A 13,861-nucleotide genomic window follows, 5' to 3' on the forward strand; every position below is an offset into this window, starting at 1 on the left:
CCGGTTCATTCGCCACCCCGTTACACGCTTTATCCTACTCAAGGACTTTCGTTCGATGTCTCAAGCGCCCCTTCAACACCGCGCCCGAAAACGCTTCGGCCAGAACTTTCTTCGTGACCCCGGCACCATTTCGCGCATCGTGCGCGCCATTGGTCCTGCGAAGAGCGACCGGCTGATCGAGATCGGCCCGGGCCAGGGGGCGCTGACCGAGCCGCTTCTCGACGCCGGTGGCGCGCTCGAGGTCGTCGAGCTCGACCGTGACCTGATCCCCGGGCTGCGGGTGCAGTTTTTCAACTATCCGGGGTTCGTGATCCACGAAGGCGACGCGCTGAAGTTCGATTTTAACGCGCTCAAGGGCGACGGCCCGGCGCTGCGCGTGGTGGGCAATTTGCCCTACAACATCTCCACGCCCCTGATCGTGCACCTGCTTGGCATGGGCAGTGCCGTGGCCGACATGCACTTCATGCTGCAAAAGGAAGTGGTCGAGCGCCTCGCCGCCGAGCCCGGCGGCACCGACTGGGGGCGGCTGTCGGTGATGGCGCAGTACTACTGCCAGGTCGAGCAGCTTTTCATCGTGCCGCCGGAGGCGTTCGTCCCCAGGCCCAAGGTGGACTCGGCCATCGTGCGCCTGACGCCGCATGAGTCGCTGCCGCACTCGGCGGATGATCCGGTACTGCTGTTCGAGCTGGTCAAGCTCGCCTTTGGCCAGCGGCGCAAGACGCTGCGCAACAACCTCAAGGGCCGGGTCAGCGCCGAAACGCTGGAGTCGCTTTCGATCGACCCAAACCGGCGCCCGCAAACCCTGAGCGTGGCGGAGTACGTGCTGATTGCCAACCACGTCGCCCGCCTGGACGCCGAACAGACAAGCGCCGAGCGGGGTGAGCCGTGAGCCAACTCGATATCGAGGTAAACGTGACGCCCGAATACTGCATCGAGGAGTCGAGCGTGAGCGAGTCGCGCTTTGTATTCACCTATACCGTGACGGTGCATAACCAGAGCCCGCACAGCGTGCAGCTCATGGCACGTTACTGGAAGATCACTCAGGGCAGCGGCGACGCTCAGGAAGTGCGCGGCAAGGGCGTGGTGGGCCAGCAGCCTCTGATCGGTCCCGGCCAGCGCTTTCGCTATACCAGCCGGGCGATTCTGCAAACCCCGGTCGGCGTCATGGAAGGGGCGTACACGCTGCTCAACACCTACACCCAGCGCGCTTTTGATGTCTCCATCGCCCCGTTTCGTCTGGCCGCGCCCAGCCAGCTCCACTAGACGCGCCCCAGCTCCAGCGCCTCGTCGATATGCACACCAAGGCGCAGGGCGAGCTGAACGATGGTCAGCGTCGGGTTGGCGTGGCCGGCGCTTGCGAACACGCTGGAGCCGGCCACGAACATGTTCGCCTGGGCAAAGAGTCGGCAGTCGCGGTCGACGATGCCACGGCGAGCATCATCGCTCATGCGCGTGCCGCCCATGTGGTGGCGCCCGGCGATTTCGCCCTCTTCGGGAAGTTCCACCGGCTCAACGGCGAGCCAGTCGGCGAACTGCACCCGGCCGATATTCTCCTCGAGCAGGTACTCGCCCAACAGCATCAGGCTTTCGCGGATGGTGTGGCGATCCAGCGCTGACTGCTGCCACACCAGCCGGCTTCGCGGCACGCCCAGCTCGTCGCGCTCCTCCATAAGTTCCACTGCGTTATCGAAGCGCGGCTCCTGCTCCCAGGCGGCGCGTAGATAGACGCCGTGGGCGGTGTCCGCGCTTTGCGCAAGGGTGGCCTCGAGCCCCGGCGCCTCGGCTGCAAGCGCCTGGATGAGCTCACGGGTCGCTTCCGGCGCCATGCGGTGCAGGCGCAGCCCGCAGTTGAGTATGCCGCGCTCGCTCATCGCGCGCGGGGTCGGCGACAGATAGACGTTGTAGTCGGTATCGAGGCCCAGCCGGGCCGGCTCGAACAGCAGCGCCTGGCCGATAGTGGCGTGCGGGTGCTCCATCCAGTAGCGCCCGAGCGTGGTGGCGTCGGGCACCAGCCGGCCACCGCTTTGCGCGTTACACCAAAGCAGCAGCCGGGCGTTCTCGATGCCGCCGCAGGCGAGCACGAAGCTGCGCGCGCGCATCGTTTTACGCTGGCCGTCGAAGTCGCTAAAGGTGGCCGCTTCGACCCGGCCGTCGCCCACGCTCAGACCCACCAGGTTGGCCGTCAGGCAGTAGGTCAGCGTCTCGAGGCCGTTTAAGGTCGCGGCGAATTTGTCCTTCATGCGCGTGGGCGGGCCCAGCGAGAAGTAGACCCGCTCGAGCCCGGTATCTTCGACCGGCGTATCCGGGGGGATCTCCTCCAGATCCAGAAGCGCGGCGGCCGCTTCGAAATAGGGGTCCAGATCCCCACGGCCGATCGGCCAGGCCGTTTGCGGGGCGGCCTGTTTGGCGGTGAAGTCATGGGCGTCCAGCGGCCGGCACACGCCGCCCCAGTGGTTGGTCGAGCCGCCCATGTAGCGAAGCCGAATGCTCGAGAGATCCAGATAGGTATCGCCCAGGGTGTCGCCGCGATAGAGCGCCTGAGAGCGCTCGCTAAAGGAGGCCTCGCCGCCTTCGCACAAAAGCACCCGGCGGCCCTGGCGTGCCAGCGTCATGGCAACGGTGATGCCCGCCGCACCCGCGCCGATCACGCAGACGTCGAAACTCTCCCGCTCGCTTAGCGCGCTAAAGGGCTGATACATTAGCGGCTCGCACCGTCGATGTCGGCGCGGCGCAACAGCCAGCCGTTTTTCAATAGCGACGGCGCTGTCGACGCTGCCTGGACCAGAGTAGGGGGCACGCCGGCCAGCAGCGCGCCGCCGGCGCCGAGCGACAGGCTTTTCAACAGCGCCCGGCGCGCGGGGCTTGTAAGCGTGAGCTGCGCGCAGGCCTTCGCCTCGCAGTCGATCGGTAGCGTGTGGAGTTTTGGCATGGTCGTTGTCACCCTGAAGCCAGCACGAGGTCGTGGTATTTGCCTATAGTAGCCGGACGAACGCTTTCGGCGGGCATTTCTTTCAACGTTTCGCGCCGGCTCCATCACGCCCGCGCTTTTCACGGTGTCGCCGCCTTTTATGAGTAACGGTTTTTTTATGAGTATCGACGTTTTATGAGTACGTATGCCATCGGCGATCTGCACGGCTGCCACGCGGAGTTCGTAGCACTTCTGGACAAACTCGCTTTCGACCCGACCCGCGACACCCTGTGGCTGGTGGGCGATTTGATCAACCGCGGCCCAGGCTCGCTCGAGTGCCTGCGCGAGGTCAGGGCGCTGGGGAGCGCGGCGCGCTGCGTGCTGGGCAACCACGATTTTCACCTGCTGGTGGCGGCTCGCGGCGGCGGCCGGCTGAAAAAGAACGACACCCTGGCGGCGATTCTGAACGCCCCGGAGCGCGAGGCGCTGCTCGACTGGCTGCAGGCTCAGCCGCTGGCGGTGTTCGAGCACCACACGCTGATGACCCACGCCGGCGTGCTGCCGAGCTGGAGCGCGCACGCCGCACTTGGCTACAGCGCCGAGGTGCAAGCGATGCTCAAAAGCGAAAACGCGGGGCAGTTTCTACAAACGCTTTACGGCAACGAGCCGGCGCGCTTCGTCGAGTCGCTCGAGGGCATGGACCGGCTGCGCGCGCTGGTCAATGTGTTCTGCCGCATGCGCTTCATCGACGCTGACGAAACGCTCGATTTTGCCGCCAAGGAGGGCCTGGATAGCGCCCCGGAAGGCTTTCACCCCTGGTTTCAGTATCCGCGTCGAGACGACAGCCGGCTGGTGTTCGGTCACTGGGCGGCGCTGGAGGGTAAAACCCCCGGCGCGCAGATCGATGTTCATGCGCTGGATACCGGCTGCGTGTGGGGTGGGGCGCTCACCGCGATGAACCTCGAGACGCTCGAGCGCGCAAGCGTACCCAGTCAAAAGAAGGGGCGCTGACGTGGACGCTTGCGACAAGGCGCTCGATGGGCTCGAGGTGTACCGGGTCGGCGGCGCGGTGCGCGATGCGCTGCTTGGCTGGCCGGTGTTCGACAACGACTGGGTGGTGGTCGGCGCCACGCCGGAAACGATGCGGGCGAAGGGCTTCAAGCCGGTAGGGCGGGATTTTCCCGTATTTCTACATCCGGAAACCTTCGAGGAGTACGCGCTGGCGCGCACCGAGCGCAAGGCGGGCCACGGCTACGGCGGCTTTACGGTGCACGCAAGCCCGGACGTGACGCTGGAGGAGGACCTGCTGCGCCGCGATTTGACCATCAACGCCATCGCCCAGCGTCCGGACACCACGCTGGTCGACCCGTTCGACGGCCAGAAGGATCTCGAGCGGCGCCTGTTGCGCCACGTCTCGCCGGCGTTTGCCGAGGACCCGTTACGCGTACTTCGTACCGCACGCTTTCTGGCCCGCTACGCCGGTCTCGGGTTCGTAATCGCCGAAGAAACCCGGACGCTGATGCGACAAGTCGCGCAAAGCGGCGAGCTTTTGCATCTGGCCGCAGAGCGGGTGTGGGTCGAAACCGAGAAGGCGCTGGCCGAGCCCCACCCGGCGCGCTTCTTTACCGCGCTCGACGAGGCCGGGGCGCTTGAAAGCTGGTGGCCGCACCTGGCGGCTCATCTCGACGAGGCACTCAGGCTTTTAGAGAAGGCGCCATGCGAAGGTGAACTTGCCCACTGGCGCATGGCGCTTTTGGCAAGCGCGCTTTGCGAGCCCGAGCGTGAGGCGCTGATCGAGCGGCTGCGCTTGCCCAACGCCGTTGCCGCGCTTTGTCGCCACGTTGCGCTTACGCGCGCGTTGATCGAGGGCGAAGTCGACGGGGCGCTCGCGTTCGAGTGGCTCGAACGCCTCGATGCCTTTCGCAAGCCTGATCAGGTCGAGGCGCAGCTTTCCCTGATAGGGGGGCTGGCCCCGGCGCTCGAAAAACCGCTTGATGAGGCGTTTCGGCGCGCCCGGGACGTGAGCCCGCAAGCGCTGATGGCGGAGGGGTTTCAGGGCAAGGCGCTAGGGGAGGCGCTGCGCGAGCGGCGTTTCGCGGCAGTCGATGACGCTCTGAGCGCAGAAAAGGGTTAGGGCGAAATCGCCACGCCGCGAAAGCTGAACGTCACCGGCCACAGCGGCTGGTCGCTGAAGTCGGCGCGCGCGAAAAGCGTGGCGTAGGGCGTTTTACAGCGTGGATGGCGCTCGTTGGGTAGCAGCTCGGCGAGCGGCTTGAGCACGAAGGCGTAACGGGTGATGTCCTGTCGGGGCAGAGTGAAGCCCTCGAAGTCGGCACAGGTATCGCCCACGCTCAGAAGGTCGATATCCAGCGCCCTGGGGGCGTGGCGGTTGCGGGGGGCGCGCGGGTTCAGCGCCGCCTCCTGGGCTTTGGTCCACGCGTTGAGCGCCTGCGGGCTCCAGTTGCTTTCAAAAGCGACCACCGCGTTGAAGAAGTTGACCGCGGCCTGGCAGCCGACCGGCTCGCTCTCGAAGACCCGCGAGATTCTCACTGCATCGAAAGTGCGCGTAAGCGCCTCGAAGCAGGCGCCAAGGTGCGTGGCCGGGTCGACGTTGCTGCCCAGGCTCAAGCAGACCAGGCTCACGTCGCCGGGCGCTCGATGACCTCGGGAATCTCGCCGCGGGTGATCTCGAGCCCCACGCTTTGGGCGGCGGGCACGGCGGCGGGTTTGCGCACGGCCAGGCGTAGCCAGCTGATGGGAAATTCGTGGCGCAGGCATTCGCACAGCCGCTCGGCGAAGGTTTCGATCAGGGCGAAGTGGTGCTCGTCAGCGAACTGCTGAATGCGCTGGCAGACGGCGCCGTAATCCAGGGTCAGGTGCAAGTCGTCGGTCGCGGCCGCCGGACGAATGTCGGTGGCAAGCGTCAAGTCCAGGCGCAGCGACTGGGTGATGGTGCGCTCCCAGTCGTACACGCCGATGACGGTTTCAATCGTTAAGCCTTCAATTAAAATACGGTCCATGCGCCCTGTTCCTGTTACAAGTGCCTGTTACAAACCCTACCAAGGTCAAAAAGAGTGTACGTGAGCCGTCCGACAAACGATACCAACCCGCGCGTGTGTGCCCGGTGAATGCGCTTCTCTGGGCCCTGGCGGGCTACCTGAGCGGCAGCTGGCTTGCCGCCATCGTCGTGTGCCGGCTCGCCGGCGTTGCCGACCCGCGCTGGTGCGGCTCGCAAAACCCGGGGGTTTCCAACGTGCTGCGAAGCCACGGACCGCGCCTGGCGGCGGCCACGCTGGCCCTCGACGCCGCCAAGGCGATGCCGGTGTTGATGCTGGCCAAAAGCCAGGCGCTGCCGGTGTGGCTCCAAGGCGCGGTGGGGCTTTCGATACTGTTGGGCCACAGCTACCCGGTGTGGTACGGCTTTCGCGGCGGCAAGGCGGTGGCCTGCGCCTTCGGGGCGCTGCTGGTGCTGGTGCCCTGGGTGGCGCTTTTGTGCGCCACACTCTGGGCGCTGATCGCCTGGCGACTTCGCACGGCGGCGGCGGCCTCGCTTGCAAGCGCGTTGGCCGCGCCGCTGTTGACGCTCTGGCTTTCGCCTGCGTATCTGGGCGTGGTCGGCGCGTTCACCTTGCTGGTGGTGGCGCGCCACGCGCTCAATATTCGCCGCCTGCGCGACGGCCAGGAGCCCCGCCTTCACCGCTAGCGCTCTGGCGGGGTCAGGGTGTCCAGCGGCCAGCGCGGGGTCGACTGCATGACGCCGACGGTATCGCGCTCGCCGGCTTCCAGGCGCCGCGCGCCCACGTAGGCGATCATGGCGCCGTTGTCGGTGCAGAAACGGGCGCGGGGGTAGAACGTCTGGGCACCGCGCTTTTCGGTCTCCACGGCCAGCCGCTCTCGAAGGCGCGTATTGGCGCTCACCCCGCCGGCCATCACCAGCCGCTTGAGCCCGGTGTCATCCAGCGCCCGGCGGCACTTGATCACCATGGTGTCCACCACCGCTTCCTCGAAGGCGCGGGCGATGTCGGCGCGGGCCTGCTCGTCCAGCGCCCCGTCGGCGTCGAGCTTTTTGATCGCGGTCAGGGTGTGGGTCTTGAGCCCGGAGAAGCTGAAATCGAGCCCCGGACGGTCGGTCATTGGCCGCGGAAAGCGAAAGCGCTTCGGGTCGCCGCGCTCGGCGAGCCTGGCCACCTGGGGGCCGCCTGGGTAGGCCAGGCCCAGCATCTTGGCGGCCTTGTCGAAGGCTTCGCCCGCCGCGTCGTCGACGGACTCACCCAGCAGCCGATAGCAGCCAAGCCCGCTGACCTCGACCAGCTGGGTGTGCCCGCCGGACACTAAAAGCGCGACGAACGGAAACGCCGGTGGGTTCTCCTCGAGCATCGGCGCGAGTAAGTGGCCCTCCATGTGGTGCACGCCGAGCACCGGAATATCCAGCGCCCGCGCCATGCCGTGGGCGGTGCTGGCGCCGACCATCAGTGCGCCGACCAGCCCGGGCCCTGCGGTATAGGCGATACCGTCGAGATCGCGCTTATCCAAACCGGCTTCCTGGAGCACCTGTTCGATCAGTGGCAAGAGCTTGCGGGTATGATCCCGCGAGGCCAGTTCCGGCACCACGCCGCCGTACTCGGCGTGCATGGCGACCTGGCTGTAGAGCGTATCCGCCAAAAGCCCTTTGCCTGCCGGGGCGCGGGTGTCGTAAAGCGCGACACCGGTTTCGTCGCAGGAGGTTTCGATGCCAAGCACTCTCATGGGGGTCTCTTTAAAAGCGTTCAGGATGAGCGTGATTTTATCACGCCAGGCCTTCGAGCCGGTACGCGCGTTCGCCATGGGCTGCGTGCCTGGCTTTCGTCTGATTTCTGATTGACGCGGGGCAGCGCTCGACTAGGTTTATTAAACTCGTTCATACACCTCTCGTTCATGGATTCAAGGACATCGCCATGCGGCACGCACTCCCTCTTACTCGACGCCGGCTTCTCGGTGCCCTGTCGGCACTGGCGGGGTCGAGCCTGGTGCCCGGTGCCTACGCCAGCGACGAAAGCGAGGACAGCGACGATACTGCCAGCGACTCGCCCACGCGCTGGTGCATCAAGAACGCCACCATCCTGACCATGGAGGAGGGCAAGGCACCGCTGGAGAAGGCCGATATCTGGGTCGTGGACGGGCGTATCGAGGCGGTGGGTGAGAGCCTCGATACCGGCGACAGCGAAATGATCAGCGGCGAAGGCTGCATCGTCATGCCGGGGCTGGTCGATACCCACAATCATATGTGGCAGACCCAGATGCGCGGCATGTTCGGCCAGACCGAGCAGACGCTGTTCTTCCCGCTGACACAGCGGCTGAGCGAGCACTTTCGCCCCGGCGATATCTGGATTGGCGAGTATCTGGCGGCGATGGAGAACGTCAACGCCGGCGTGACCACCAGCTGCGATTTTTTCGACAACAATCGAAGCCCCGAACACTGTCAGGCCGCGCTCGAAGCGCTTGGCGCCTCACCCTTGCGCACGCGGCTGATGTTCGGTAATCAGAGCAAGACCGCCGGTAGTCAGATCGATCTTGAGCACCTGAGCGAGCTTGTTGAGAACTGGGAGCGCTATAGCGAGCGCGGGCGCCTGTCACTGGGCCTGGCCTGGCGGCTACCCGACAACCTGGGCAATCAGGACGCCATGGCCGTCAAGCGCCGGGAGTTCGAGGCGGCGCGCGAGATGAACCTGCCTGTCTCCGTACACGTCAGCGGCGACAATCACGATGGCCTGTTTCAAGCGCTGATCGACGGCGAGTTTTTGATTCCAGAGCTTCAGGTCGTACACGCCACCAACGCGCGCGAAGAGCATCTGAGCGCCCTCAATGAGGCTGGCGCTAGCCTTTCGCTGACGCCCATGACCGAGCACCGGGTCGGCTATGGGCTTACGCGGCTGTCGCATTTTGAGAGTGTCGAGCGGCTGGGACTTGGGATCGATGGCAACGCCCTGGCCGGCAGCGGCGATCTATTTTCGGTGATGAAACACGCCGCACTGACCGAGATCGGCGCCAGCGAACACCAGACCAGCGTCGATTGCGAACGGCTGGTGGCGTTGGCGACGCGCCTCGGCGCCGAGTCGATCGGGCTTGGCGATGAGATCGGCACGTTGAGCCCGGGCAAACAGGCGGATTTGATCATGCTCGACACCCACCAGGTGAGTCTTGGCATGCTGCCTGGTGAACCCTACGCGTTTACCGTTTTCGCCGCGACCCCGGCAAGTGTTTCGCTGGTCGCCGTGGGCGGGCGCATCGCCAAGCGCGGCGGGCAGCTTTTGAATATGAACGATGAGCAGATCGCCTCGCGCATCGACGCCTCGCTTTCGCACCTGCGCGATAAGCTATGATCCAGGTTTGAAAAAATCGGAACAAGAGGTGCCCGCGGCGGGCGCGGTGGCTGGCACTCGGGCGCGCCCGGTTGCAAAATAGGCGTATCACGACTAGACTACTCGGCGCTGTAAAAAAGGGTCGTACACTGTATCTACAGATGCTGGATTAAGCGGTGTGCGCACTATCCGAACTCAAGTCTCCTTAAGGTGGTGAGTGCTTAATGCCTTCTGTAAAAGTACGTGATAACGAGCCGTTTGACGTCGCTCTGCGTCGCTTCAAGCGTTCTTGCGAAAAAGCCGGCGTTCTCTCTGAAGTACGTCGTCGTGAGCATTACGAGAAGCCGACAGCCGAGCGCAAGCGCAAGGCAGCGGCAGCTGTGAAGCGTCACGCTAAAAAGCTTCAGCGTGAGCGTAAGCGTTTCGAACGGCTCTATTGATCCGTACCCAGAAACACGCGCTTGGGCGTGTGTTTCAAGAGGGATGCCAAGCGGCCGCCGTCAGGTGGCCGTTTGTTTTTGAACAGAACGACATCAATGAGTGATCTAACCCAAGTCGCGCTTGGGTTAGGCCATTGACCCTTGCTCCGCGCAGGAACGCCCCTCATGGCCGGACAGATCCCCCAGCGTTTCATTGACGATCTTCTGGACCGCACCGACGTCGTCGAGGTGGTGGGCGAGCGTGTTCAGCTCAAAAAGGCCGGGCGTAACTACTCCGGGCTCTGCCCCTTTCATCAGGAAAAGACCCCTTCCTTTACGGTGAGCGCCGACAAGCAGTTCTATCACTGCTTCGGCTGCAGCGCCAACGGTAACGCCCTGCGCTTTTTGATGGAGTACGACAAGCTCTCCTTTCCCGAGGCGGTCGAGCAGTTGGCCGCCCGCTTGGGGCTCGACGTGCCCCGCGAAGGCGCCGACGACCCCCGCGAGCGCGAGCGTGAGCAAAAGCGCAAGGAGGGCGTGAGCCTTCTGGAGCTTGCCGGCAGCTTCTACCGCGAGCGTCTGAAGATGCAGGCGGGGCAGAGCGCTCGCGACTATCTTAAAAAGCGCGATCTTTCCGACGAGGTCATCGCCGCCTACGGCATCGGCTTCGCGCCGGATGGCTGGGAGGCGCTCAAGCAGCACCTGAGTGCCAAGGGCGTCAGCGAAGCGGTGCAGATCGAGTACGGTCTGTTGATTCACCGTGAGGATACCGGGCGCACTTATGATCGCTTTCGCGACCGGGTGATGTTTCCCATCCGCGATCTGCGCGGACGCACGCTGGGCTTTGGCGGGCGCATCATGGGAGACGGCCAGCCGAAATATCTGAATTCGCCGGAAACGCCGGTGTTTCACAAGGGGCGCGAGCTCTACGGTCTTTATGAGGCGCGCAAGGCCAGTGCCAAGCTCGAGCAGCTGATCATGGTGGAGGGCTACATGGACGTGGTGGCGCTGGCGCAGTACGGCATCCACAACGCCGTGGCCACGCTCGGCACCGCGACCACCGAGGATCATCTGCACCGGCTGTTTCGGCTGGTCAGTCGGGTGGTGTTTTGCTTCGACGGCGACCGCGCCGGGCGCCAGGCGGCGAGCCGGGCCCTCGAGACGGCGCTGCCACAGATGATCGACGGGCGCGAGGCGCGCTTTCTGTTTTTGCCTGAAGGCGAGGACCCGGACTCGCTGGTGCGCCGGGAAGGCGAACGAGCGTTTCAGGACCGGGTCACCTGCGCGATGCCGCTGTCCGAATTTCTGTTCGAGCAGGCCGCCCAGGGGCGCGATCTGAATACCGTCGAGGGCAACGAGCGCTTCGCCAGCCACGTTCTCCAGGCGATCAACCGGGTGCCGGACGGCATGCTCAAGTCGCTGCTGCTGGAGGCGCTGGCCAAACGCAGTGGGCTGGGCAAGGAGCAGCTCTCGTCGATGCTCGAAAAGCCCGCCCTTGAGCCCGCGCCGGGTAGCGACGAGCCACCGCCGCTCATGGATAGTTTTTATCCGGAGTCGGCGCCTGCGCCCCCGATGGCAAGCAAAAAGCCGAAAGCTTCGAGAAAGGTGCTTTCGACCGTCGAGCGCATCAGCCAACTGCTGTTGTTCGAGCCGCGCCTTGTTGACGTCATGCCCGAAAACCTCGACTGGCTACCGCAGGGCGCCCCGGATGGCGCGCTTTGCCGCGAGCTGGTCAGGCTTTTACGCGCTGGGCGCTACAAAAGCCCGCAGGTGGTGCTGGCGCACTTTCAGGGTAGCGAAGAGGGGCAGGCGCTCGATGAGCTCGCCCGACGCGAGCTGTTGATTCCCGCCGCGGCCAGGGAGACCGAGCTTTTAGGGCTGGTCGAGCATCTTGCGGGACTTGAGCGCCGGCGCTCGCCGCAGGAGGAGTACGAGGCGCTGTTGGCACTCGAGCGTTCGGGACAAAAGCTGGACAAGAGCCAGCGGCAACGTTTGGCAACGCTCGTGGTCGAACTGACTCGTAAGCAGTAGCTCATACGCAGTAGTAAGACCGGGCGGCCAACGGTTGAAGGTCAAAAGCGTCGTCAGGGTTTGAGTCAGCGTTTGAATAGCGCGTAGCGAGCGGGGTTGAATTACGCCCTTGCGGCGCCATATAGAGAGCATTAGAGGCCGGTAAGCGGCCTAACCGAATAACCTAACACACCTGATTCGTCGCGCAAATACGTTTCGCTGGGAAAAACGCAGCAAATTACGCTATAATGTTCGGCTTGTTGAGTTTTATCGATTCAGCGCCCCAGGTGTTTCATTCTTCTTCGTCGAGATAGGGTTTCTATGGCTGGAAATGCGCAGCAGCAGTCACGTCTGAAGGAGTTGATCGCGCGCGGCAAGGAGCAGGGTTACCTGACCTATGCCGAGGTCAACGACCATCTACCCGAGGATATCGCCGACCCGGATCAAGTGGAAGACATCATTGGCATGATCAACGACATGGGTATCAGTGTCGTTGAGGAAGCGCCGGATGAAGACACTTTGATGATGTCGGATCACTCCACGGACGAGTCCGCTGCGGAAGAGGCCGTGGCGGCCCTTGCCGCCGTGGAAAGCGACGTGGGTCGCACAACGGACCCGGTTCGCATGTACATGCGCGAAATGGGCACGGTCGAGCTTTTGACCCGCGAAGGCGAAATCGAAATCGCCAAGCGGATCGAAGAGGGCACGCGGGAAGTGATGTCGTCACTTGCCTATTTGCCCGGCGCGGTCACTTCCATTTTGCAGGCCTACGATGCCACCCAGGACGAAGAAGCGCCCGGGCGGCTTTCGGACCTCTTCTCTGGCTTCATCGACCCGGATGAGGGCATTCCAGGCGTTGCCGAGGCCGAAGTGGCCGAGCCGGTCGTTGATGCCGAGCCCGGCGACGACGAAGACCTCGACGGCGACGACGAGGACGACGAGGACGATAACTCGGCCAGCGAAGGTGGCCCGGACCCGGAAGAGGCCCGTGCGCGTTTCGAGCAGATTCGCGAGCAAAACGCCGCCGTCGACGCCGCCTTCAAAAAGCACGGCCGCGGCAGCGCCGAGCTCAAGGCAGAGCAGGCGCGTTTGGCAGAGCTGTTCTCGCCGATCAAGCTCGTGCCCAAGCACTTCGAGCGCCTGGTCGGGCAGGTTCGCATCAGCGTCGAGCAGGTGCGCGCCCAGGAAAAGGCGATCATGCAGCTGTGCGTGAAAAAGGCCAAGCTTCCGCGCAAACTGTTCATCAAGTCGTTCCCGGGTAACGAGTCCGATCAGAGCTGGCTCGACCGCTTCCAGGAGGAGCAACCCAAGTACGCCGATCGTCTCGAGCCGCTGCGCGCCGATATCGCCCGCTCCCAGCGCAAGATTGCGTTCGAGGAAGATATGGTCCAGCTGATCGTGCCGGATCTGAAAGAGGTCAATCGCAAGCTCTCCATTGGTGAAGCGAAGGCGCGCCGGGCCAAGAAAGAGATGGTCGAGGCTAACCTGCGTCTGGTGATCTCGATCGCCAAGAAGTACACCAACCGCGGCCTGCAGTTTTTGGACCTGATTCAGGAAGGCAACATCGGCCTGATGAAGGCGGTAGACAAGTTCGAATACCGTCGCGGCTACAAGTTCTCGACCTACGCCACCTGGTGGATTCGCCAGGCGATCACCCGCTCGATCGCCGACCAGGCGCGCACCATCCGTATCCCGGTGCACATGATCGAGACGATCAACAAGCTCAACCGCGTATCGCGCCAGATGCTCCAGGAAATGGGCCGCGAACCGACGCCGGAAGAGCTTGGCGAGCGTCTGGAAATGCCGGAAGACAAGGTGCGCAAGGTGCTCAAGATCGCCAAGGAGCCGATCTCCATGGAGACGCCGATTGGTGACGACGACGACTCGCACCTGGGCGATTTCATCGAAGACGGCACTATGCTGCTGCCGATCGATCTGGCCACCGGCGAAGGCTTGATCGAAGCCACGCGCAACGTGCTGGGCGGTTTGACCGCGCGCGAAGCGAAGGTGCTGCGCATGCGCTTCGGGATCGACATGAACACCGACCACACCCTCGAGGAAGTGGGCAAGCAGTTCGACGTCACCCGGGAGCGTATTCGTCAGATCGAAGCCAAGGCGCTGCGTAAACTGCGTCACCCCAGTCGCTCGGAGCCGCTTCGCTCGTTCCTCGACGAGTGAGCTGACCG

At 64.1% G+C, this 13,861-nt stretch carries 14 protein-coding genes; 9 read left to right on the forward strand and 5 right to left on the reverse strand.

Features of this window, described 5'->3' with window-relative positions; translation table 11 throughout:
• Nucleotides 1-55 precede the first annotated feature (55 nt).
• Nucleotides 56-889, forward strand: coding sequence for a 16S rRNA (adenine(1518)-N(6)/adenine(1519)-N(6))-dimethyltransferase RsmA (gene rsmA, locus RN347_RS04310; protein ID WP_311960302.1), 834 nt, complete (start codon nucleotides 56-58; stop codon nucleotides 887-889).
• Nucleotides 886-1,263: a Co2+/Mg2+ efflux protein ApaG gene (gene apaG / locus RN347_RS04315; protein ID WP_263584825.1), complete on the forward strand. Its 378-nt coding sequence runs from the start codon at nucleotides 886-888 to the stop codon at nucleotides 1,261-1,263. Before rsmA ends, apaG begins: the two co-directional genes overlap by 4 nt.
• On the opposite strand, the gene RN347_RS04320 is transcribed toward apaG, so the two are convergent.
• On the reverse strand, nucleotides 1,260-2,699 hold the full coding sequence (locus RN347_RS04320; protein ID WP_311960303.1) for a GMC family oxidoreductase: 1,440 nt from the start codon (nucleotides 2,697-2,699) through the stop codon (nucleotides 1,260-1,262). The genes apaG and RN347_RS04320 overlap by 4 nt on opposite strands.
• On the reverse strand, nucleotides 2,699-2,929 hold the full coding sequence (locus tag RN347_RS04325; protein WP_311960304.1) for a hypothetical protein: 231 nt from the start codon (nucleotides 2,927-2,929) through the stop codon (nucleotides 2,699-2,701). The genes RN347_RS04320 and RN347_RS04325 overlap by 1 nt, the downstream gene beginning before the upstream one ends.
• Before the next feature lie 174 nt (nucleotides 2,930-3,103).
• On the opposite strand from RN347_RS04325, the gene RN347_RS04330 reads away from it, so the two are divergent.
• Both RN347_RS04330 and RN347_RS04335 read left to right on the forward strand, forming a co-directional pair.
• Nucleotides 3,104-3,919 (forward strand): symmetrical bis(5'-nucleosyl)-tetraphosphatase, encoded by an 816-nt coding sequence (locus tag RN347_RS04330; protein WP_311960305.1) that lies wholly within the window; start codon nucleotides 3,104-3,106, stop codon nucleotides 3,917-3,919.
• Nucleotide 3,920: 1 nt separating this feature from the next.
• Nucleotides 3,921-5,042 carry a polynucleotide adenylyltransferase gene (locus RN347_RS04335; protein WP_263584821.1) on the forward strand — a complete coding sequence of 374 codons (1,122 nt, stop codon included), beginning with the start codon at nucleotides 3,921-3,923 and terminating at the stop codon, nucleotides 5,040-5,042.
• On the opposite strand, the gene folK is transcribed toward RN347_RS04335, so the two are convergent.
• Both folK and folB read right to left on the reverse strand, forming a co-directional pair.
• Nucleotides 5,039-5,551: a 2-amino-4-hydroxy-6-hydroxymethyldihydropteridine diphosphokinase gene (gene folK, locus RN347_RS04340; protein ID WP_263584820.1), complete on the reverse strand. Its 513-nt coding sequence runs from the start codon at nucleotides 5,549-5,551 to the stop codon at nucleotides 5,039-5,041. The genes RN347_RS04335 and folK overlap by 4 nt on opposite strands.
• Nucleotides 5,548-5,928: a dihydroneopterin aldolase gene (gene folB / locus RN347_RS04345; protein WP_263584819.1), complete on the reverse strand. Its 381-nt coding sequence runs from the start codon at nucleotides 5,926-5,928 to the stop codon at nucleotides 5,548-5,550. The genes folK and folB overlap by 4 nt, the downstream gene beginning before the upstream one ends.
• 104 nt (nucleotides 5,929-6,032) lie before the next feature.
• Between folB and plsY the strand changes: the two genes are divergently transcribed.
• Nucleotides 6,033-6,611, forward strand: coding sequence for a glycerol-3-phosphate 1-O-acyltransferase PlsY (gene plsY / locus RN347_RS04350; protein WP_311960306.1), 579 nt, complete (start codon nucleotides 6,033-6,035; stop codon nucleotides 6,609-6,611).
• Here the strand turns inward: plsY and tsaD are convergent.
• Nucleotides 6,608-7,654, reverse strand: a complete 1,047-nt coding sequence (gene tsaD, locus RN347_RS04355; protein ID WP_311960307.1) for a tRNA (adenosine(37)-N6)-threonylcarbamoyltransferase complex transferase subunit TsaD — start codon at nucleotides 7,652-7,654, stop codon at nucleotides 6,608-6,610. The two genes, plsY and tsaD, sit on opposite strands and share 4 nt — an antisense overlap.
• A 188-nt stretch (nucleotides 7,655-7,842) precedes the next feature.
• Between tsaD and RN347_RS04360 the strand changes: the two genes are divergently transcribed.
• The 4 genes from RN347_RS04360 (at nucleotide 7,843) to rpoD (ending at nucleotide 13,853) form a co-directional block, all read left to right on the forward strand.
• A complete protein-coding gene (locus tag RN347_RS04360; RefSeq protein ID WP_311960308.1) occupies nucleotides 7,843-9,267 on the forward strand; it encodes an amidohydrolase family protein in 1,425 nt (474 codons plus the stop codon).
• A gap of 203 nt (nucleotides 9,268-9,470) precedes the next feature.
• A complete protein-coding gene (gene rpsU, locus RN347_RS04365) occupies nucleotides 9,471-9,686 on the forward strand; it encodes a 30S ribosomal protein S21 (protein ID WP_016416934.1) in 216 nt (71 codons plus the stop codon).
• A gap of 165 nt (nucleotides 9,687-9,851) precedes the next feature.
• The gene (dnaG, locus tag RN347_RS04370) at nucleotides 9,852-11,696 is read left to right on the forward strand and encodes a DNA primase (protein WP_311960309.1); all 1,845 of its coding nucleotides are present in this window, start codon (nucleotides 9,852-9,854) and stop codon (nucleotides 11,694-11,696) included.
• 300 nt (nucleotides 11,697-11,996) lie between these two features.
• Nucleotides 11,997-13,853: an RNA polymerase sigma factor RpoD gene (gene rpoD, locus RN347_RS04375; RefSeq protein WP_263584814.1), complete on the forward strand. Its 1,857-nt coding sequence runs from the start codon at nucleotides 11,997-11,999 to the stop codon at nucleotides 13,851-13,853.
• Nucleotides 13,854-13,861 lie beyond the last annotated feature (8 nt).

The sequence above is a fragment of the Halomonas sp. PAMB 3264 genome (genome assembly GCF_031954245.1).
Classification (GTDB): domain Bacteria; phylum Pseudomonadota; class Gammaproteobacteria; order Pseudomonadales; family Halomonadaceae; genus Vreelandella.

Excerpts from the sequence above, each read along its gene's own strand:
- rsmA (WP_311960302.1), top strand. The coding sequence starts at position 56 with ATGTCTCAAGCGCCCCTTCAACACCGCGCCCGAAAACGCTTCGGCCAG.
- RN347_RS04320 (WP_311960303.1), bottom strand. The coding sequence starts at position 2,699 with ATGTATCAGCCCTTTAGCGCGCTAAGCGAGCGGGAGAGTTTCGACGTC.
- RN347_RS04325 (WP_311960304.1), bottom strand. The coding sequence starts at position 2,929 with ATGCCAAAACTCCACACGCTACCGATCGACTGCGAGGCGAAGGCCTGC.
- RN347_RS04330 (WP_311960305.1), top strand. The coding sequence starts at position 3,104 with ATGAGTACGTATGCCATCGGCGATCTGCACGGCTGCCACGCGGAGTTC.
- folB (WP_263584819.1), bottom strand. The coding sequence starts at position 5,928 with ATGGACCGTATTTTAATTGAAGGCTTAACGATTGAAACCGTCATCGGC.
- tsaD (WP_311960307.1), bottom strand. The coding sequence starts at position 7,654 with ATGAGAGTGCTTGGCATCGAAACCTCCTGCGACGAAACCGGTGTCGCG.
- RN347_RS04360 (WP_311960308.1), top strand. The coding sequence starts at position 7,843 with ATGCGGCACGCACTCCCTCTTACTCGACGCCGGCTTCTCGGTGCCCTG.
- rpsU (WP_016416934.1), top strand. The coding sequence starts at position 9,471 with ATGCCTTCTGTAAAAGTACGTGATAACGAGCCGTTTGACGTCGCTCTG.
- dnaG (WP_311960309.1), top strand. The coding sequence starts at position 9,852 with ATGGCCGGACAGATCCCCCAGCGTTTCATTGACGATCTTCTGGACCGC.
- rpoD (WP_263584814.1), top strand. The coding sequence starts at position 11,997 with ATGGCTGGAAATGCGCAGCAGCAGTCACGTCTGAAGGAGTTGATCGCG.